This window comes from Ruminococcus flavefaciens (assembly GCF_900119075.1).
In the GTDB taxonomy this organism is placed as follows: Bacteria; Bacillota; Clostridia; order Oscillospirales; family Ruminococcaceae; genus Ruminococcus; species Ruminococcus flavefaciens_Q.
In genome coordinates this window covers 339,314-360,151 of record NZ_FPIP01000003.1, presented here as the reverse complement: position 1 = coordinate 360,151, position 20,838 = coordinate 339,314, and the positions used below count along the sequence as shown (strand labels likewise).

Sequence of the window (20,838 nt, the reverse complement as noted above, 5' to 3'; positions counted from 1 at the left end):
TCTTGCAAGGCGTTCCCTCTTGAAAAACAGTCCACCGGACTGTTTTTCAATTCACCCTTTGCGAGGCGCCTGTCGTATTCGGGGCTCTGCCCCGAACCCCGCAAGGGCTGTCCCCCTAATCGGGTCCGTCCCCTTTGTCGCTTTGCGACATCTCCCCACACCGTGGGGAGTAACCCTTGACCTGACCAAAGGAACACAGTCCCTTTGGAATCCCATTCATAGGCTCTGCCAACTGACCAGCTAAGGGCTAACGGCTTATTAGTCCAAACCAAGATTTCTGCGCTTTCGCGTAATCTCGTCGTTTATGTCCCTGTTGTACCAGATAAGGGTATCACGGGGATTTTTCTGCTCGTTTATGGTTTCTCTGAACGCATTCATTATATTGCGCGTAACTGCGTATGAAGCAGGCGTCACAGGTATCTCCGCAAGCTCATTCTGCTGTGCGCGGAGTCTCGACAGCTCGTCCTTTGACCATGAGAGCTGTCCAAGTGCTTCAACATTGGCAGTATCGAAACGTCCCATAGTTCCGAGAAGTCCCTCTATCTGCGCCGCATACTGCACCTGAGTATCCGTATCCGTGAACCATTTCACGAACTTCCATGCGTTTTCCTTGTTTTTCACCTTATTGAATATGATAGCTCCTGCGCCGTTGGAATTTGCCGCATGGGACAAAGTTCCGTCCGCCCTTGCAGTTGCAGGCACGGGACAGAAGTCCCACAAGCCGTTTATCTCGGGCGAAGCCGCCGTTAGCTGATTGAAAAACGTATAATTTGCAATTACTATAGGATATTCGCCTGTTCGGAATCGGCTGAATGCGTCATAGGTCTGCTCGAAGCTGTACTTTGTATAGAAGTCCGTCCACTCCTCAAAGGACTGCACCGCTTCTACCGAATCAAAGGCAGACGCAGTCTGCGTATCATTGTAGTAGTTCTTCCCCTTTTGCAGCATGAGCAGGGCAAAGGTATGACCTGTCTCCGTTGCAGGAGAGATATTATTTGGCGGCAGCACAAGTCCCACGGACATATAGTTTCTCTGCAATGCAGGAAGCATATCCCTGAGCTCGTCCCATGTCTCGGGGGGCGAGGTATAGCCAAGCTCCGTGAGAACATCGGTGCGGTAGAACATCATGGGGAAGGACTGGCTTATGGGCAGTCCGTAACAACCGCCGTTATATGTGTACTGCGTAGTGGCATTGGGCTGGAAACGCCCCTTTACCTCGTCAAAGTCCTCGAACTTTGACATATCCACAAGCATATCCCTTATGGCAAGGTTCACGGGGAACTCTCCCCCGAGAAACAGCGCTACATCGGGACCTTTTCCTGCAAGTGAAGCCTCGACCACACCGCCCGTGACAAGGTTAACGGAAACGGGTATGCCTGTTTCCTGCATGAACTGGTTCTCGGTCATCTCCTTGACCACCTGCGCCTGATCGCGTCCGAGAGACACCCAGACGTTTATCGCCTCCTCACCTGTCACATCTGAAAGCGTAGTATAGTCCTCAAAGAATGAGCCTATAAAGGCGTCAAGCCCGAATTTCAGCGACTTTCCGAGCTTTTCATCGCAGCTTGTGAAGCTCCTGTCCGCAGTTGCGAACTCAATATAGTCTACCTCCAAGGGCTGGTCGCGGTTATCTCTCAGCCACGCCGACAAAGCGGCACTGCCATCCTTTATCTGAGAGAGATAATCGGGTATCCTCAGAGGCTTTTTCACGCATTTTTCAAGAATTACCGCCATATTTTCAAGGGCAGCCGCCTCAGAGCCCTTTGAACCGCCGAGAGCTTCTATTCCCTGCTGAACGTTTCTCAGGTCTATGGACAGGATATCGAACACGTCGACAAGCTCGGGTACCTTCTCGTGTACATAATAATCGGTGTATTTATCGGGATTGGGACCTGTTATCATCAGCACCTTGCGGTAATAGATATTCAGCTGTTTTACCACGTTTTCAAGGCTTCGTAGGTACTCTCCGATATCTCCCGTAACAGCCTCCATTGATATGGTATGGACTTTTCCGCCCTCAAGCCATATATACAGGTCTTCACCGCCGCTTTTGGGACTGACCACTGACCAGTCCGTATCGTAGCTGAACTTCACACGATCCAGCTCTGCACACGGGACTTTACCGTCGATATATATACGCCTGTTGGAGTCAAAGCCGCGTATCTGATCCTGACGGGCTTTTATTCCTATTTTGTACCAGCCCCCTGCCCCGACTTTGTCCTCGGGTATCTCCCATGTTACGGTCTGGAGCGCCTTTTTCCAGCTGCCGCTGCCAAGGGTGTTGTAAACCATTTTACGCGGATCGGAGGGTGATACAAGGTAGCTGCTGTTGTCGTATGTAGGGTAAAGGGTGGCGTCGGACTTGTAAGCCGCACTCTCGCCCTCTATTTTAAAGCTTGCCGAGGGAGTCCCCTCAACTGTCATGTCAGCTCCCGCAGAAGCCGCATATTCGCTGTATGCGGGCAGCTTTTCGGGAGCTTTCAATGTAAAGCTCTCAATGGCGAGCTGCGCTCTCTCGGAGGTAAAGCTCAGCTCATGTCTGCCCTCTTCAAGATAAACGAACAGGGGCTCGCTGAAAAGCCCGTCCACGTCCCCGAAAAAGCAGTCCTGCCACATAGTCCGCTGTACCTGCGAGGGACGCACCTGATTTCCGCGTATATCCGTGTAGATATCGCGCTCGTTTACCCATACACGGCTCAGCTTCAGCCTTGAAGCCGTATCATAGGGCTGTATGCCGTCTATCGTCATTTTCAGCTCTATATCCGAGCTTGTGGATATCATGGGGCAGTAGCTTGTCTCTATGCAGTATTTTCCTGCCTCTCTGACCTCAAATTCGTAGGTCACCTCGCCCTCTGCGCTGTTCCAGAGAAGCACATCACTGCGGCTCTCTCCGCTGTCGTCGGTGAAGCTGCCTGTGGTGATATCGCCGTTTTCAGCAGTTTTGAAGTCCGCGGCGCTGATGAATATCTCACTCTTGGAGCTTCGCTTGTCGGAATACATATCATAATATTCGCTGTAGGACAGCACTTCCTCGTCGGGAGCTTCTATATTATAATAGTCCCTCGCCATAGCAGCCGCAGTCTCCGCAGATACGGTATTTTCGGCAGCAAGAGCCGAAGCTGAGCCCAATGCCGCCTGTGCTCCCACAGCAAGTGCAAAAGCTCCTGCGGCAAATCTGCGCAGCAACCTGTTCATCTCCGACCTCACCACCTTTTATACAAATAAAAAAGCGCAGTTTATGCGCACCGACAGTCCTGCCGCTGACTTAGCGGACTGTACATATTCTTCAAAAATCAGTATAACAAATTTATAGTACAATGTCAAGAAAATGGCTGTTTTTGAAATATAAATAATATTTTTTACCACTCATAATTTAGCTTAATCACCCGTTTTTATGATAATACTGTACAATGGGAAGAAAAATAAACTGTAAGTTGCTCCAGTTTTTTGCCCCTGATTTTTAAAATTGGACGTGCCAATTTCCAAATTATTAATAGAGTGTAAAATTTGCTCCCGTTTCTACAATTTGTATTGACATATGCCCGGTTATATGATATGATATTAGTAGAGAAAAGCATAAGAAATACTACTATATTTTGTTTACAGGGAGAGATATTTTTGGCAAACGTACTCGAAGTAAAGGAACTCTCCAAGCAGTACTCAAAAGTGCTTGCAGCAGACAAAGTCTCCTTTGAAATTGCCGAGGGCGAGATATTTGCTCTTATCGGTCCCAACGGCGCCGGAAAGACTACTACTATCAGAATGATCTCAACTCTGCTTACACCAACGGCAGGCGACGCTCTTGTCGCAGGTCACAGCATTATAAAAGCTCCTGAAAAGGTAAGGGAATGTATCACATATCTTCCCGATGAGGCAGGCGCTTACAAGCAGATGACAGGTATCAAGTACCTGCGTTTTATGGCAGGACTTTTTACATCAGATTTAGATAAACTCAATTCATACGTTGACCGCGCCAAGGAAATATGCGGTCTCGGCGACAGACTGAACGACAAGATCGGCAGCTACAGCCGCGGTATGATACGCAAGCTTCTCCTCGCGAGAGCTGTTATGACAAAACCAAAGCTCGCTATCCTTGACGAGCCTACAAGCGGTCTCGACGTTCTCAACGCTATCGAGATACGCAAAATGATAAAAAGACTTGCAGCAGAAGAGGGTATGTCCTTCCTTCTCTCATCACATAATATGCTCGAGATAGAGTTTGTTTCCGACAGAGTCGGCATCATCTCAAAAGGTCACTTAATGGTGACAGGCCGCCCAGAGGAGCTCAAGGCTCGCTACGAAGCGCCTAATCTCGAGAACGTTTTTGAAAGGGTGGTGAAAGAGAATGAAGTTCATTAACCTGCTCAAAAAGGAGCTCTCGGAGCTCATAAACAAGCAGATGATATTCTCGCTTATCTTCACAATAGCTATTTTCTTCATAATGGGAAACGTTATGGAGTCCGCTACAAGTGAGATAGTCGAGGAAGCCAAGAGCAACAAGCTCAGTATCTGCAATATGGACGATTCCGATATCGTCAAGGAAATGATAGATTCCTTCAAGGAAAACGGCAGCGAGATAAACCTCGTGACCGTTGAGGGTGACAATTACGCCTCTGCCTTTAAAAACCATAAGAAGCTCAAGGGCTTCGTGGTCATTCCAAAGGGCTTCGGAGAAGCTGTTGAAAAGGGCAAAAAGCCCGAGGTATACTCCGTAAGCAAGGTACAGGGCGCGGCGGCATTCAGCAATATGACGTCAGGTCCCGAGAATACGCTTTCTTCGGTAACGCTTTTCGTTTCACAGAAGTTAGCAGACCAGAAGGGCGTAAGCAAGGAACAGCTCCTCACTATCGAGGATCCGCTGACAGTTACAGAGCATACGGTAGTTGCTGATAAATCAGCACAGGTATCCATGGGCTCTATAGTAACAAAACTCATGATGCAGAATATGGTGCTTCCTATCATAATCGTTCTGCTCATAATGATGACTTCACAGTCCCTTATCTCCTCAATATCCAACGAGAAGATAGACAAGACGCTGGAAACTCTGTTATCCACTCCTGTTTCAAGGGGCTCTGTAATAACAGCCAAAATGCTGGCAGCTGCTATCGTGGCTCTGCTCAACGCAGGCGTTATGATGGTCGGCTTCACTTCATACACAGCGGGTATGATGGGTTCGATGACTTCGGATATAACATCGGCTATACCGCAGGACGCTGCTGAATCAGCAAAGGGTGCTCTTTCGGGCATCATGTCCTCGGGAGAAGCATTAAAGCAGCTGGGACTCCAGCTGGGAGCCTTCGATTATGTGCTCATAGGCGTTCAGCTCTTTATCACCATAATGATATGCCTTGCATTATCAATTATCCTCGGAGCTCTGGTAAACGACTCAAAGTCAGCACAGACCATGATACTCCCCATAGTTATGATGGTAATGATACCGTGGATGATAACAATGTTCACAGATGTGAACTCGCTTCCTACAGCCGCTAAATACGTCATCTACGCTATCCCCTTTACTCACACATTCACCGCCATGTCAAACCTTATGTTCGGAAATACCACCGAATTCTGGTTAGGTCTTGGCTATCAGATAATAGTTTTCGCAGTAGTGATGTTCTTCGCACTGAAACTTTTCAAGTCAGACAAGATACTCACTATCTCGCTCAACCTCGGACAGAAGTCCAAGTTCAAAAAATCAAGAAAAACCACCGAGGATTAATCCTCTTCCCTTTCCCCATGAAAAGGCGCAGCAGTTCCCACGCGGAGCTGCTGCGCCTTTTTATTTCAGTATACGCAAAAATACAACAGGACAGCCCCTGACCGAGCTGCCCTGCTGCATGATTTATATAAACCAATTTATGCCGCTTATTAAAGGTCTCCGAGATATTCCCACAGACCGCCTGTAATGAGGTCCCAGATGATGTATCCGCCCACAATAGTGAACACGCTCAGGATAAGTCCTGCAACGGCAAAGCCCCTGCCGCCCTTGACTATGAGTCCGACGATACCGAATATGATACCGAGCGCTGCAAAGGGGATTCCGCAGACATAAAAGCAGAAACCGCCTACAATAGACAGTATTCCCAACACCAGCGACGTTATGCCGAAGCCTGCCGTGCCCTCTTTCTTAGGCTCCTGCGGATAATAGGGATTGAACATTGGCGGCGGCGGATAATTGCCCTGAGGATAGTTTGGGTAGCCGCCCTGCTGCGGATAGCCGTTATATGGATTCTGATTCCCGTAGTAATTATTCTGGGGATAGCCGCCGTTCTGCGGATAGCCCTGCTGGGGATAACCATTTGGCTGAGGATATCCGTTATTTGTCTGCTGATAAGGATCGTTCTGAGGATATGTGCCGTTATTCTGTACGGATTCGTTGTTTTCGCCGTAATTATTGTTATTCATGCTGTTCCCCCTTAAAAATAAGATGATCCAAATAAAAATACATAATTTATAATGATTATAACACAAAATTATAAGAAATGCAAGTGTTTTCATTCGGGCAGATAATATCCGCCCCCTGCGATCATACGAAGCAGCCCTCCGCGCAGTAAAAAAGCTATGCAAAGAATGCATAGCCTAAACAAATGAAATGAATAAATATAGAAGGGGAATTGGGGGATTACTTAATCCACTTATAATATACCGTCCCAACCTTAAAATAATCTTAAAGTTATCTTAATTTTCTTCAATATTTCATTTTTTTCTTATTTTACTGAATATGCAGCCTCCAAAGCTATCTCCATCATGTCACGGAAGGTAAGCTGACGTTCCTCCGCGGTGGTTTTCTCTCCTCTGAACGGACAGTCCGACACTGTAAGTATGCACAGTGCATTCTTCCCTGCCCTTGCAGCGTTCATATAAAGAGCCGCCGCCTCCATTTCCACAGCGAGAACTCCCATTTTCTTCCATTCAGCAAGGCTGTCGGCGTCATCGTAGAACACATCACTGGAAAAGATATTGCCTACGTGGAATCTGCTGCCCTTTGCCTCTGCCGCCTTTACAGCCGCCGAGAGAAGCTTCCATGAAGCTGTAGGCGCATATATTCCGGGAAGTCTGTACTGGTTGGCATATGCGGAATCTGTACTTGCGCTCATGCCTATAATTACGTCGCGGAGCTGTACATTATCGGCGATACTGCCTGCCGTGCCTACTCTGATGATGTTTTCAACGCCGTATTCGTTAAAAAGCTCCCATGAGTATATACCGATAGAGGGCATACCCATGCCGCTGCCCTGCACTGATACGGGAGCGCCCTTATAAGTGCCCGTAAAACCGTACATTCCTCTGACTTCGTTGTAGCAGACGGGGTTATCGAGGTAATTCTCAGCAATGAATTTTGCTCTCAGGGGATCTCCAGGCATGAGAACTGTCTTGGCGATATCGCCCTTCTTTGCGTTGTTGTGTGGTGTCGGCATATTTAGCCCTCCTTTTTTTAAATGTAGGGGCGGCGTTCCGCCGCCCGCATTATATACATTGAATGTGTGGGACGCCGTCCCCTGCAATGATCAAATACTTATCTCTTGATGAGCTTCCTTGCTGTGTCGATTATAGCCTTATAATTGATGAACATTACCAGTGCGAACAGCAGGAATACCCAAAGCATATAGAGCTTCGGCGAGCCTATTACGAGAACGCTCATAAGCAGCAGAGCTACCGTATTGATTACAGTCTTAATTATATCAAATCTGAACGGCACATAGTATCTTGCGTCTATCATTCTTGCACCGTAGCAGATGATATAGCTGAGGAATGTGGCGAATGCTGCGCCCTGTATGCCCCATTCGGGTATGAGGAAGTAGTTCATCACAAGGTTTACCGTACAAGCGACAAGAGCCGTCCATGAGGAGTTCTTGGGGTGCTTTGTGGCTGAATAGATACCGCCGAGGAACTGGTTAAGGGACATGAATATTACGGCGATAACAAGTATAGGCGTGTACATATAAACGTCTGCATAGACCGCGAACTTATCCGACGGTACGATAAATGACGTTATCGGCTTGATAATAAGGAGAAGTCCTGCGGAAGCCATGAAAAGAATAGCTTCATATGCGGAATAAACCTTTTCGTAGAACTTATTCCTGTCCTCGGAATTGTTTTCCGTTATAGCGGACATACTCCAAGCCTGATAGAAAATAGTGGATACCATTGATATAAGGCTTGGTATCTTGTTGGCGTAGTCATAGATACCTGCCGTACCTGTTCCCAGCACTACCCTGTCGCTCTTCATATTGTTGATGAAAAGTCTGTCGGAAAGGCTGGTGACAGTCCACATAACGATAGTAGGTATCAGCGGAGCGGCAAAGCCAAGCATTTCCTTTCCAAGCTCCTTATTGAAGTAGCGCAAACCTGTATACTTATGAAGTCTTGCTGCAATAAAGAGGAACACTGCCGAGCAGGCGTCGGAAAGGATAGCTGCCAGCAGGAAGCCCTTTACTCCCCAGTGATTATGGGATATGAAGATAAGGTTGAATATCAGCAGTGTAAGTGTGGCAAGTATGCCGTCTATGGAGAAAAGCTTTACAAGGTCTCTTGAACGGACGAAATTCTGACAAAGCATTCTCAGTGAGGACATTATTACGTAGATTATGAGCATTACCGTAAAGCCCTTCATGTAGCTGAGGGAATGCATTTTGCTCAAAAACGGCACTATCAGCGTCATTAGTATCATGCCGACCGACGTGATGACAGCCGAGGTAGAGAACACTTCTCTCTTGTCGTATTCCTTGTCAAGACCAAAGCGGATAAGGTACTCCTGCAATGCAAAGGTGAAGATAGGCTGCAAAAAAAGCAGTGAAAGCTCAAGAAGTCCCTTGATACCCGATTCTGTGTCGCTGAGATTAAGGGCATAAAGTCTTGTCAGCAGAAGATTCAGTATCTTTGCCCCGAAGCTGCCGATAGCAAAAATGCCCGTATTAAGCGCAAGCTTTTTATATTTATTCATTTTCCACACTCCGAAAAATATAATACGCTAATATTATATCACATTATTATTGATTTGTCATCTTTTTTTCTTAAAAAACAACGGAGACAGAAGCTTTTTCTGAATTGAGAATGTAGTGAAAAAAATGAACTCCCGTTGTCGGGAGTTCATCATTATCAGAATATGTCGCTGATTCCCGAGCTTATGCCCAGTGAAGCTGCAAATATAAGTATCAATACGGCTATTGCAACAGAGATTATAGAGAGTATAAGTCCTGTTATAGCCATGCCCTTTCCTGCGGGACCTTTCTTTATAGCTACTGCACCCAGGATAAGTCCTACAAGTGCAAGCAGAAATGCAACAGGATAGAAACAGCATGAGCAGAGTATCGCGCAGATACCCAGTACCATTGAAGCTACCGAGAGTCCAACGCTGCCCTCCAGAGGAGGCTGCTGCTGATAGGGATCCTGCAAATACGGAGCGCCGTAGGGATTTCCGTTCTGGTAGAAATTCTGAGGTCCGTACTGTGGATTATTCGGCTGTCCGTATGGATTGTTCTGCGGACCATATGGAGCGCCCTGCTGTCCGTAGGGGGTGTTCTGAGGACCGTAATTTGAGCCTGTTGGCTGTCCATAGGGGTTATTCTGTGCGCCGTAGCCGTTATTGGGCTGATTATAATTATTCTGAGCGTCATATCCGCCGCTGTAATTCTGTCCGTAAGTATTGTCCTGAGTATCGTTCTGAGCTGTATAGCCGCCGTTACCCTGATCCTGTGCAGGATCGTCGCCGTAGCCGCTGTTCTGATCGTTGTTGTAATTGTTATCCATATTGATACCCTCCTAAAGGCAACTATAATATGTAAATTATAGCATTTTTCGGCAGTTTTGTCAACAAAAAAACAAGCTCCCGCCGAAACGAGAGCTTATCTGTTCATCTTTAAGATATCGGAGCAAGTGCAGGTATGAAGTTCCTGACTATATAATAGACAACGAACAGACCTATCACTATCAGCCATATCCACAGCTTTCTCGGAAGGAGCTTTATGTCCCTGCCGAATATCGCCGCAAAGTTCTCTATGTAGAGCAGACAAAGCAGCAGGCTCAGAAAAGGCATAGTAGCGTTGTTCCTTATGGCTGTCCAGATGTGACCTTGCAGTAAAGCAATAGTGCTTCTGGTATTTCCACAGCCTGTACACCAGTAACCTGTGAGCTTATGGAAGCTGCATGGCGGCATGAGCCTTGCAAACCCGACTATTTGATCTCTGAGGACAAAAGCGATGAGCACCAGAAGCGGTGCGCCTGCCGCGATTGCTATTCTCAGACGTTTAGACATATCTTACTTGATGATGAAAAGTGCGCCGTTGATCTCTTTGAGCACATCCTTGATAGCTTCGCCAAAGATAAGGGTGATGATAACACCTGCAATACCGAGAACTGCGCCTACGATACCGCAAACGAGACCTGCGATAGCCATTCCTCTGCCTGCTTCGTTATTCTTCATAACGAGAGCGCCGAGAGCGATAGCGATAACGCCGAGGATAAGACCGAGCCAAGCTGAAAGGCAGCATCCGAGAACAACTGCGCAGATACCGCATACCATTGAAGCAATAGCCTTGCCCTTAGGTCCGTCCGGTGTAGGTGCGCTTCCGTTGTATGGATCAACGGGTGCCTGTGGTGCCTGATTGTAATCAGGAGTTACATTCTGCTGATCGTTGTTGTAATTGTTATCCATGATAAAATTCCTCCCTAAAGGTAATATAACAAGTAAAGTATACCACTTTAGTCGTTTTTTGTCAATAGAAAAGACCAAATTTATTGAAAAAAGTTATGAAGTCATATACTAATTTTATTATAAAGTTTTTACTTATAGCAGATCAAAAACGTCAGCAAAAAGGAAGCGGCACTGCCGCTGTTCAGACGGCAGTGCCTAAATTAAGGAGGTTGTATTATATCTAATATATGTAGATTTTCAGTTTTTATCAGCCCTGCTCGCTGAGAAGTATGGAAATACGGTTCTGGAGATTGCTGATCACCTCATCAGACTTCTTTTCGCCCTCAAAGAAAGCTTCAGCCTCTTCCATGATGATGTTCTGTATTTCGGGATCGAAATTATCAACGATAGTTGTGGTATTCATGATATAGTCAACTATCTTTTTCTTTTCGTCTTCCGTGAGAGGATCAACGTCAACAGACTTATTCTTTGACTGATCGTAGTAGCTGTAGTTGTATTCTACCTTCTTGCCATTCTCGTCGATGTAGTAAGGCTTCTTTGTAGCATCGTCTGCCATTTTTTCAAACTTGGACTTGATAGTCGGGAATCCGCCGATATAGTGTCTGTTCATTCCCACCTCATCATCATCTTCTTCAGGAGTCTTGAAGAATTCCTTTATGAGCTCCCAGCAGGTATCCTTGTCTGTTGAATTTGTAAGGATAGCAAGGCTCTCGGAAAGCTGGAGAACACCGCCGTTGCCGCCTACTGACGGACCGCCGATGAACTTGACATCTTCGTCGCCGAATCTGCCCTTGTACTGACTGATATATGATTCAAAATCATAAAGATAAACATTATCTATGAGCTGCTTATCCTTCATGAAGTTGTCGTTGTTGAACATCTCATCAACAGCCTTCTGGTCCTCCCAGTCAATGAGTTCATCTTCCTTCGGGAACTCATCAGCAAAGTCAAGGAATCTTTTGAACTCGGGTGAATCAAAGCTGCAGGTGCGCTTTTCGTAATCTATACAGCCGCATATTGAGCTGAGGAGCATCTCAGATATAGTTTCCTTGGAATCGAGATATGTGAGAGATGTTCCCTCGGGCCTCTTCTTGTATGTGTCTATCATCTCATCAACAGTCCATGTATCCTTATCGAAGTTCTTAGCCTTGATAGCGTAGGTCTGTATCTGGAATGCAGTAGGAAGCGAAAGTGTTTTGCCGCCTATCTTGCAGGCTTCGAGGACATTGGGCATGATATCGTCTGTTTTTATATCGCTGTCCTTGGAGAGATACTCGCCGAGGTCAACGAAAAGTCCCTTGTTGGCAAGGTTCTTGATGATAGCCTGATTCTGGCATACTATCATGTCAGGAGCATTTCCTGATACGATATCCTTTTTCAGCTGCTCCTCGCCTGAGCTGATATATCTCTCTGCCTCTTCGTCGTAATCGTCATACTTGCTGTAGTTCACCATCTTGAAGCGAACGCCTTCGTGAGATTTATTGAAAGCCTGCACCTTGCTCTTTACGTCGTAATTATCGTACATTACGCCGATAGTGATGACCTTGGTGTTCTCCATTTCGGAAACGTCGCGCTTTGTAAGTCTGTACAGAGTACAGCCTGCCCTGTAGCCTTCGCTTTCATACGACTGATATGCGATGACATAATCGCCGTTTTCCATAGCAATGATAGAAGAAACGCCGCCGTTGCCAAGGTCGGAATCCAGCCAGTTGATGATCTCCTCGCCTGAGCCGTCCTCCTTGATACCGCAGAGAGCAGCAGATGTGCTCATAAGGAACTTATAATCGCCGCTGCCGGGGAAAAGTTTGCCGAGCTCGTCGGAAAGTCCGGCCTTTTTAATGTCAACTGTGTCTCCCTTTTGCTTTAATGTATTGACATCAACATATTTTACAGCAGTATCATAGTTCTTGAAATAGCCTGCTGCTGCAATAGTTTCTGCGTCGATAAGCGTAATGCTTTCGATATAGTTTGTGTCAAGGCCTTCGAGTTCGCCGCTTGCCTTTCCGTCAGCGTCTAAGACTACATATGAATTTTCAACTCCGTATATCTCGCAGATGACCTTTCCGCTGCCGCATGGATACATAGATCCGATGTTTACGTTGCCGTCCTCGTCAACATACTCATCAAGGCCTTTGACATCGTTCTCCGACTTGATATTGCCCTCAAGGTCTACGGTATACATCTTGTAGTCATACTTTACATGGCTGTAGAATTCCTCAAAGTCAAATTTTTCATAATCGAAGTTTGGATCTTCGAAGTTAGGCTTCTCCTGATCGCCGTAATCGGTAAATGTTGCAATAGCAACGATATCGCCATCTGGAGATACAGCTGTATTGAAGTATACCTCGTCCTCTTTTTTTACGTTGAAGTCGATATTGATAGGAGTAAAGTCCTTGAACTCGTTATCCGAGATATAGAATGTAGGTACGCTGCTATCCTCGGAGTAAGTGCTGATAAGTACTCTGTTCTCATCGATCTTGTCGATATTGCTGATCCTATCAACATCAGTATCGATCTCTACTGCCTTGTAGGAAGCTGCCATGAGCTCCTGTGCAGTTTTTACCTTTCCGTTGTTTGCATCTTCTTTCTTTCCGCATGAGGCTGCTGAGCCTGCGATAAGAGCCAGTGCTGCTGTGAGTGCTGTGATTCGGGTTGTAATTGATTTCTTCATAATGATCCCTCTTTTTCCTTTTTATTTTTACTTTCTTTTGTCTGCTCCTGTTTTTCTTCTTCAGAGCTCTCTTTGTTCTCTTCCGTGCTGTATGAGCGCTTTTTTCTAAGCTTTTCGGTCTTTGACGATACAAAGCCGCCCACAGCCTTTCCGAGGTCTTCTTTCTTTCGCATAAACGCTCTGTAAGCCACTATAATAAGCCATATCAGCGTTATCAGCGGTATAGCAAGGAGGAGCCTGCGCCCTCCGTAGATGAATGAAAGCTTGAATTCCACCATTCTTGAAGCATTCTCCCAGAACGGACAGATTATGCTGTCCTTGCGGACAACGCTGTCATCAAGCCGTTTCAGAGCCTTTACCCTCGGCTTAGGATCAAAGCGCTCTGTGTTGTTTACTATGCTTATCTTCCCCTTGTATGTCTCTGCGAGATCCTTTTTCATAAAATTATAGGTGAATCTCTCAACAGGCTCGGGGCTGATACATTCATAACAGGTTATCTTGCTGAATTCGGAGACTGCTTTCATGCTGTCATCAGCCTCATCATAGCTGTTTCCGCCGCCGAAGATTAGTCCTGCCGCATAGTAGGATATGTATGCCCTCGGAGTATTGCCTACGCAGCGCTCCTCGGGATCGGTTCGGGGAGCTTCGATAACTCCCGAAACGTAGAGTTTTACGTTGTTTATGTAAATGGCTTTGCCTGCGATATTATCAGTACCGTAGATATTCCATGCAAGCTGACGGTCGATGACCGCACCGTCCTGCATGAGGTCGTCGTCGGAGAAGTAGGCTCCGCTGACAAGGTCAAAGCTGCGGAACATGAAGAAGTCTCCGCCTGCTGCTGTTACCTCGGTCTCGGAATGCTTGCCTGTCTCTCCTGTAATGGTGGCTTTTCCCAGTGAAGCGCTGTATGCGTCGGGAACGAGCTTCTGCCGCCCGTTGGGATTTACAGCCACATCCTTGAGCTTTTCCATGAGCCTTGTCTTTACGCCCTTGGCCTGATTTTTATCAAAGCCTGCGTCATTACTGAAAAAGCAGCTTATCTGGGAATATTCTCCCTTGCCGTCGTTTTTCCAGTTCTCATAAGCGTAATTGTACCTCTGAGATCTGGCGGCGCTGTTTCCCATTACCGTCAGTATCAGCGCTCCCGCAACAGCGGCGGCGTTCACCGCGGCAATGAATATATGAACAGGTCTGAATCTTTTTTTCATCAGATCCACCGCCTTATTTATCCTTCATGCGGACCTGATCACCGGGACGGATAGGCTTGCTGGAAGCAGTGATAACATAGTCGCCTCTGTTAAGGCTGCCTGTTACTGCTGTGGACACCTCGTCCTTTGCCTCTTCGTTTACAATAACCTTTTCGGCATAATAGCGGTTGCCGAGAGGAGTGTTCTTCGAGCGCACTACAAGTACGTAGTTGTCACTGTTATCAGGTATTACTGCGCTCTTGGGAACTATAGCCTCATATGTGCCGCTGCCCAGCGGTATGGATATGTCAAGTGTTTCTCCCGATTCAACATTTCCCGTTACGGAGAATATAAGGTCCTTTTTCTTTGCGCCTGCCTTGGGATTGCTCTTTATCTCGGTAAGAACAGCTTCAACATCGCCGCTGTAATTGTTCATTATCTCGGCTGAAGCGCCCTTCTTTACCTTTTTGAGCTTGTCGGCGTCAACGGTGAGCTTAACTGTATAGCCCTGATCCACAAGGTCGATAGTGGCAAGAGCCATTTCCTCAACGGTCTTGTCGTCTGTCTTTACATTTATGGAGCTTACAACGCCGTCGTACTTGGACTTTATCTCGGTAGCCTTTGAATCCTTCTTGAGCTTTTCATATTTTTCCTTTTTCTTTTCCATGTCCTTTTTAAGGGACTCGATATTGAGATTTGTCTGCTGCTCCTTTATGGAATCGCTCTTCTTTGTCTTGTTGAGCTCTATTATCTTCTTTTCAAGAGCGTTCTGCTTCTCGACAACGCTTGCCGCAAGGGATTCATAGCTTTCTGAGCCTGAGCCATCGGTAAGAGACTCGGTGTAAGCCTCTATCTCGCCGCTAAGCCTTAAAACCTCTCCGGAGACCTCGCTGAGACGTGAGGCAAGCTCGCTGCGCTTGCTGCTCTTTGCCTCGCTGTAGGCGTTCTTGGCATTGTCTCTTACTGCCTGCTTTGCGTCGGCGTCAGCCTTTGTTATCTCAACATTACTGTTTGAACCAAGAGCCTTTTCGTAAAGGGCATATGCTGCCTTGTATTCCTCCTCAGCAGCAGAATATGTATTGTAGAGTGAGGGCAGCTCGCCAATGAATTCGGGATCAGCCTCCTCGTACATATCCGAGTTGATAGCCTTTGCGGCTGTTTCAAGCTTGGTCTGGAGAGCGGTAAGCCTTGAATGCTCAGCCTTGTTAGCCTTGTACTTCTCCTTTTCTGCAGCCAGTGTGCCTGCATTGTTCCTTGCGGCGTCGCGCTTTGCGATGAGAGCGTTTATCTCGTCTCTTGCCGCCTTTATCTCCTGATTGTCCTCAGAGTAGTCAAGAGGCTCCTTAAGCAGAGCTGTTTCGTAGTCAAGCTTTGCCTTGTCGTAATCAGTCTCGGCAAGCTCAAGGGCTTCGCTTCCAACAGCGTTTACTGTAAAGAGGACGTCGTCCTTGTGGACTTCCTGTCCCTGCTTTACGTGTATCTTCTCGATAACTCTGTTGGCGTCGGTCTTTACCTCGTAGGACTGGTTGGACTCTACAACGCCCGTATCCCTGATACGCTCAGTGAGCTTTCCCGAAGCCACCTGCTCTGTGGATATCTCGGGTAGGGACTTGTTCATTATTGTATTTGAGAAAAATGTGAGCACAAGCATTACTGCAAGGAATACTATAATAAGTGTCTTTACGAGCTCACGTCTTCTGGCAGGGGACTTTTCTTCTTTTTCGCCGCGCTCTGCCAGTATATCCTTAACTTCTTTTGTTTCGTTCATATCATTACTCCTTCTGAGCTGTAACTTTTCTGCGTCAGCCCTTTATTCCGCCCGAATAGGTTATTCCCTCTACGAGGTAATCCTCGCCGTAGAGGAACATCAGCACCGTTGGTATCATGTATACCACGCCTATTGCAAAGGCAAGACCGATATCCTTTTCGTTTATCTGTGAAAGGAATACGGAAAGGGGGTGAAGCGTCGGTTCTCTCATAAGTACAATGGGCTGTTCCACCATGTTCCAGTAATCTATGAATACCAGCATGGCAATGGAAACTATAGCGCCCTTGCACAGTGGGATATATATCTTGGTAAGTATCTTGAATTCTCCTGCGCCGTCAAGCTTTGCCGCCTCCACATAAGAAATGGGGATACGCCGCATTACCTTTGTCAGCAGGAATATGCTGAAAGGCGAGAAGATCGCAGGAAGTATTATTGAAAGTCTGGTATCCAGCATTCCGAACGTATCCGCAACGAGGTAATTCGGAACGAGAGTTACCTGATAAGGCATTATCATTAATATAATGTATGCAAAGAAAATTATTCCCTTGAACTTATTGGGATACCTTGAAAAGCCGTACGACGTAAGTATCGCAACAGCCATCTGGAATACGGTGATAGGAACTGTCAGCCATACCGAGTTCCAGAACTTCATGAGATAATCGGAATTCTGAATGAGAACAGCCTTGTACTGGTCGAAGGTGACCTTGTCGGGAATGAATTTAAGGTTTACATTCGTCGAGATGAAGGTCTTTTTGTCCTCTGTCATATTCGAGAGCATTGCGCCGTAATTGGCGTTTATCTCATTTGAAGTCATAAAGGAGTTCGCCAGAGTCAGCACCGTCGGCAGCAGGAAAAGCACAGCCGCCAGCAGCACGAACCCGAACACAAAAATATTGAATATCTTTCTTCGGCGGTTTACCGACATTCTTTTCAGCTTCATCAGTTCTCCACATCCTTTCCGAAAATATCCTCGGCAATGAGGAGGACTGCCATTATCACTATCATGAGAAGCGCAAACAGTACAGCCGCCGCCGAGAGCTTCTGGTAGTCAAGGCTGTTGAATGTGTTGTTCATGAAGTGCTGGAGCATATAAAGCGAATCATTGGGGTAATTTCCCGTCAGGAGATATACCTCGCGGAATATCTTGAAAGAGTTTATCATTGAGAGTATCAGTACGAACAGGATAGTCGGCGAAAGATATCTCAGCTTTATATGTATGAATTTATAGAAGCTTCCTGCGCCCTCGAGGTCTGCCACCTCGATGATGTCCTTTGGTATGGCACACAGCGCCGACATGAAGAGTATCATGTTGTAGCCAAGATTCTTCCATAGGAACATACATATTATAACAAGCTGTCCGTGGGAGGACTTTATCCAGTCAACGGAGTGTCCGCCCATAGCCTCGACTATCTGGTTAACAGTTCCGTGATTGTGGAAAAGCACCTGCCATACAAGAACTACAGAAGCCGTAGGTACCATAAGAGGACTCAGGAAGAATGTTCTGAATATGCTCTTTCCGGGGATATTCCGCTCAAGAAGCATTGCAAGCCCCAGCGAAAGCACTACCGAAAGGGGTACCGATACCAGCGAGAAGAACGCTGTGTTCTTTGCCGCCTTTGTGAAAGCTGAATTGCTGAACAGCTTTGTGTAGTTTTCAAGTCCTACAAATTCTTTCAGAACAGGGTTGTTTATCAGTGAATAGTATATTACGATACAGAACGGAACAAGGAAGAATATCATTACTCCCAGCAAACTCGGGAGCACACACACATTGCTGAATATCCTCTCGCCCTTTCTTCCGCACTGATTTTTTGTCTTGTTTTTCATTTTTAACACAACCTCACAAAAAATCTTATGTCGATGCAGTCTGTTTTCGTCTTAGCTTTTCGGCAGTTCTCTATATAAGTGTTTTTTTGAGCCGAAAAAGACGAAGCCGAAAAATATTTTTTTATTTTAACTTTCCTTTTGTTCATCGCCTGCCCATTATTTTGATCATTCCACATCAATAACACAAATGAGTCCTGTCAATTTGTGCATTGATAAAAAATATTTTTTGAATTCTTTACTCATTTAAAATAATACAACATTGACAAAGCCTTGTCAATATAATGAGCGGCAATTTTTCTCTTTATTTTAATTTTTCCCATTATGTAATATAACAGGCTGTGATTCGGGGAATTTTTTTGTAAAAAGCCATAACTTTACGTTTCTTTTTCCACCCTCTCCCCTTTGTACATTCATATCATACTACAGAAACGTGACATTAACGTGACTTTTAAATTACAAATTCGTCACTTTATTCTGTATTATAATTGGTCATTCTTATTATTTGCCTGTCCAAAACCTTAATTCTTTCTTAATTTTGCTTCGGACAGAAAGCGTTTTCAAACGCTCTCTACTATATTAGACGTGCTGAGGAACTGTTTTGTGACATTATTTTTTCATTTTATTTTGTCAATCGGCATTTTGTCATTCACAGAGAAATGCAGCAGGATATTTTTAGTAATTGTGACTTTTTTTCAAAAGTGGTATTGACAATTTGCTCCGATTATGATAGAATATTTCATGTTGAAACGCCGTGCGGGTGTAGTTCAATGGTAGAATGTCAGCCTTCCAAGCTGAACACGTGGGTTCGATTCCCATCACCCGCTCCATTTTTGCGCCTTTAACTCAGCTGGATAGAGTAACTGCCTTCTAAGCAGTAAGCCGCTGGTTCGAATCCAGCAAGGCGCGCCATTCCGAAACTCTCCGTTACTTGACTCCATCTAATGGAGAGCTTCGTTTTTATTTATTTGAATATGGTGGGTATAGCTTAGCTGGTTAAAGCGTCGGATTGTGGTCCCGAAGACCGTGGGTTCGAATCCCACTACCCACCCTCCATGAAACAGGCACTTTCGAGAGATCGGAAGTGCTTTTTCCGTTGCTCTCTAATACAAAAGTCCCCTTAGCCATGGGGACTTTCTTTATTGTTTTTTTGAACCGACATGAAACTTCGCATTTAAAAGCCCACAGGAGCCCGTTTTCAAAAATGCCTATAAACAGCCGATGCAACCGTGCTTAACATGATTGTTAACGTCCGTTGACGGATTTCCAGCGCCGGTTGGTAGACTTATCCGAGTAAAAATGATACTATGGATTCATCAAAGGAACTATCGCTCAGCGATAGAGGGAGGAATCATTTATGAAAAAAAGTATCGTATTAAACCAAAGCTCGGCAGGGCAGAAAATCATCGGAGCACTAAAAACATTCTTAAAAAATATCAGTCCTTTCAACAACAGAACTGATATGCCGTCGGTACTGCTGGTACTGAAAAAGGTGTTCGCGTTCTACCTTTGCTATTGGGCAGGTATCTTTCTCGCAGAGGGACTTGTAATCGGCGGACTTTTTGCCTGCGGTAAAAACTTCTTACGCGGAGAGATGTTCAGCGACGATGTGATGATGCTTATCAAGCTTTACGGTATGATAATTGTTATCGCCGTGAGCGTACTCTACTGGAAGCTGATAGAAAAAAGGAAGCTCCACGAAATGGGCGTCGCCAAGAATATCAGCGGCTGGTTCATAGGCGCAGCCGCAGGTATACTGTTGCTTATTGTCTCGATTTCTGCTATAATGGTAACAGGTACTATAAAGTTCGACGGTGTTTCAACGGATTTCAATATAACAATGCCGCTCATGCTCGGCGGATACATTGTACAGGGCGCGGCTGAGGAGTTCCTTTCCCGAGGAGTAGTCTTCCACGGACTTAAAGGCAAGGTATCTCTCCCTGTTGCTGTCGGCGCAAACGCCCTTGTGTTCACTCTTCCCCACCTCAGCACACTTGGCGGTTCAGAGCCGCAGTTCATAATATCGGGAGTGATAAATTTAGCAGTTATTTCATGCTTGTTCTCGTTCATTACCCTCCGCACCAAGAGCATATGGGCAGCCTGCGGACTTCATTCGCTGTGGAATTTCTGCCTGAGCTGCGTTCTCGGACTTAACCTCAGCGGCAGCGAGGGTTCAACATCTGTCATCAATATGCACACAGAGGGAGCAAATCTCCTTAACGGCGGCATATACGGCATAGAAGCAAGCATTATCACCAACGCAATAATAGCTGCTGCGGCTGTACTGCTGTGGTATTCATATAAAAAAGACAATACAGAAAGGCAGGCGTGAATCATGGAATTCAATAATAAGCTTTATGAGCTCAGAAAGCAGAAGGGCTTTTCACAGGAAGAGCTCGCCAATCGTCTGAACGTGTCGCGTCAGACCGTATCAAAGTGGGAGGTCGGCGATTCTACGCCCGATATGGAGAAGCTCGTCGCTATCAGTGACCTTTTCGGCATATCCCTTGACGAGCTTGTGATGAACAAGGCTCCCGAGCCCGCTCCTGCCCCTCAGACAGCAAAGTCGGAGCTGTATACCGATATAAAAGAAAAAGTCCTTACGGACAAAAACAGGAAAAAAGCCAAAAAAGGCTTAAAAATAGGCGCGATTGCTCTGGGAATATTCATTGCGATAGACCTTATATCATTCGTGATATATGTTGCTCTGAACGGTTTCCCGAAGTAATCTCCA

General features: G+C 46.0%; 16 protein-coding genes and 3 tRNA genes. 7 read left to right on the top strand and 12 right to left on the bottom strand.

Translation table 11 applies throughout. The features are described 5' to 3' along the window. Nucleotides 1–258 precede the first annotated feature (258 nt). Nucleotides 259–3,195: an extracellular solute-binding protein gene (locus BT105_RS06525; RefSeq protein ID WP_081367819.1), complete on the bottom strand. Its 2,937-nt coding sequence runs from the start codon at nt 3,193–3,195 to the stop codon at nt 259–261. Between the two features lie 423 nt (nt 3,196–3,618). Between BT105_RS06525 and BT105_RS06520 the strand changes: the two genes are divergently transcribed. Together BT105_RS06520 and BT105_RS06515 are read left to right on the top strand one after the other, a co-directional pair. Next, the gene (locus tag BT105_RS06520; protein ID WP_072299977.1) at nt 3,619–4,359 is read left to right on the top strand and encodes an ABC transporter ATP-binding protein; all 741 of its coding nucleotides are present in this window, start codon (nt 3,619–3,621) and stop codon (nt 4,357–4,359) included. Beyond that, nucleotides 4,346–5,719, top strand: a complete 1,374-nt coding sequence (locus BT105_RS06515; protein WP_072299976.1) for an ABC transporter permease — start codon at nt 4,346–4,348, stop codon at nt 5,717–5,719. Before BT105_RS06520 ends, BT105_RS06515 begins: the two co-directional genes overlap by 14 nt. Nucleotides 5,720–5,868: 149 nt before the next feature. Here the strand turns inward: BT105_RS06515 and BT105_RS06510 are convergent, their stop codons facing one another. From BT105_RS06510 to BT105_RS06460, 11 genes are all read right to left on the bottom strand, one after another. Continuing rightward, nucleotides 5,869–6,405 carry a hypothetical protein gene (locus BT105_RS06510; protein WP_072299975.1) on the bottom strand — a complete coding sequence of 179 codons (537 nt, stop codon included), beginning with the start codon at nt 6,403–6,405 and terminating at the stop codon, nt 5,869–5,871. A 302-nt stretch (nt 6,406–6,707) separates the two neighbouring features. Continuing rightward, entirely contained in the window at nt 6,708–7,418 is a 711-nt protein-coding gene (gene deoD, locus BT105_RS06505; RefSeq protein ID WP_072299974.1) for a purine-nucleoside phosphorylase, read from the bottom strand. A 98-nt stretch (nt 7,419–7,516) separates the two neighbouring features. Continuing rightward, nucleotides 7,517–8,944, bottom strand: coding sequence for a lipid II flippase MurJ (locus BT105_RS06500; protein ID WP_072299973.1), 1,428 nt, complete (start codon nt 8,942–8,944; stop codon nt 7,517–7,519). A 155-nt stretch (nt 8,945–9,099) separates the two neighbouring features. Beyond that, nucleotides 9,100–9,750: a DUF4190 domain-containing protein gene (locus BT105_RS06495; protein ID WP_072299972.1), complete on the bottom strand. Its 651-nt coding sequence runs from the start codon at nt 9,748–9,750 to the stop codon at nt 9,100–9,102. Between the two features lie 109 nt (nt 9,751–9,859). Beyond that, nucleotides 9,860–10,255: a DUF2752 domain-containing protein gene (locus BT105_RS06490; protein ID WP_072299971.1), complete on the bottom strand. Its 396-nt coding sequence runs from the start codon at nt 10,253–10,255 to the stop codon at nt 9,860–9,862. A 3-nt stretch (nt 10,256–10,258) separates the two neighbouring features. Next, nucleotides 10,259–10,654 carry a DUF4190 domain-containing protein gene (locus BT105_RS06485; protein WP_072299970.1) on the bottom strand — a complete coding sequence of 132 codons (396 nt, stop codon included), beginning with the start codon at nt 10,652–10,654 and terminating at the stop codon, nt 10,259–10,261. A gap of 247 nt (nt 10,655–10,901) precedes the next feature. Then, nucleotides 10,902–13,325, bottom strand: a complete 2,424-nt coding sequence (locus BT105_RS06480) for an ABC transporter substrate-binding protein (RefSeq protein WP_072299969.1) — start codon at nt 13,323–13,325, stop codon at nt 10,902–10,904. Then, complete coding sequence (locus tag BT105_RS06475) at nt 13,322–14,533, bottom strand: ABC transporter permease (protein WP_072299968.1); 1,212 nt, start codon at nt 14,531–14,533, stop codon at nt 13,322–13,324. Before BT105_RS06475 ends, BT105_RS06480 begins: the two co-directional genes overlap by 4 nt. 13 nt (nt 14,534–14,546) lie before the next feature. Beyond that, nucleotides 14,547–16,280, bottom strand: coding sequence for an HlyD family efflux transporter periplasmic adaptor subunit (locus BT105_RS06470; RefSeq protein ID WP_072299967.1), 1,734 nt, complete (start codon nt 16,278–16,280; stop codon nt 14,547–14,549). Between the two features lie 34 nt (nt 16,281–16,314). After that, a complete protein-coding gene (locus tag BT105_RS06465; RefSeq protein WP_242940096.1) occupies nt 16,315–17,220 on the bottom strand; it encodes a carbohydrate ABC transporter permease in 906 nt (301 codons plus the stop codon). Then, nucleotides 17,220–18,107: a carbohydrate ABC transporter permease gene (locus tag BT105_RS06460; RefSeq protein ID WP_081367818.1), complete on the bottom strand. Its 888-nt coding sequence runs from the start codon at nt 18,105–18,107 to the stop codon at nt 17,220–17,222. The genes BT105_RS06465 and BT105_RS06460 overlap by 1 nt, the downstream gene beginning before the upstream one ends. Nucleotides 18,108–18,860: 753 nt before the next feature. On the opposite strand from BT105_RS06460, the gene BT105_RS06455 reads away from it, so the two are divergent. The 5 genes from BT105_RS06455 to BT105_RS06435 all read left to right on the top strand — a co-directional run bounded on the left by BT105_RS06455 (nt 18,861) and on the right by BT105_RS06435 (nt 20,832). Continuing rightward, a tRNA-Gly gene (locus BT105_RS06455) sits at nt 18,861–18,934 on the top strand. 5 nt (nt 18,935–18,939) lie between these two features. After that, nucleotides 18,940–19,016: transfer RNA gene (locus BT105_RS06450), tRNA-Arg, on the top strand. Between the two features lie 64 nt (nt 19,017–19,080). Then, nucleotides 19,081–19,156, top strand: a tRNA-His gene (locus BT105_RS06445). Between the two features lie 305 nt (nt 19,157–19,461). Beyond that, entirely contained in the window at nt 19,462–20,436 is a 975-nt protein-coding gene (locus BT105_RS06440; RefSeq protein ID WP_072299966.1) for a CPBP family intramembrane glutamic endopeptidase, read from the top strand. Nucleotides 20,437–20,439: 3 nt separating this feature from the next. Then, the gene (locus BT105_RS06435; RefSeq protein WP_072299965.1) at nt 20,440–20,832 is read left to right on the top strand and encodes a helix-turn-helix domain-containing protein; all 393 of its coding nucleotides are present in this window, start codon (nt 20,440–20,442) and stop codon (nt 20,830–20,832) included. The last annotated feature ends 6 nt before the right edge of the window (nt 20,833–20,838 follow it).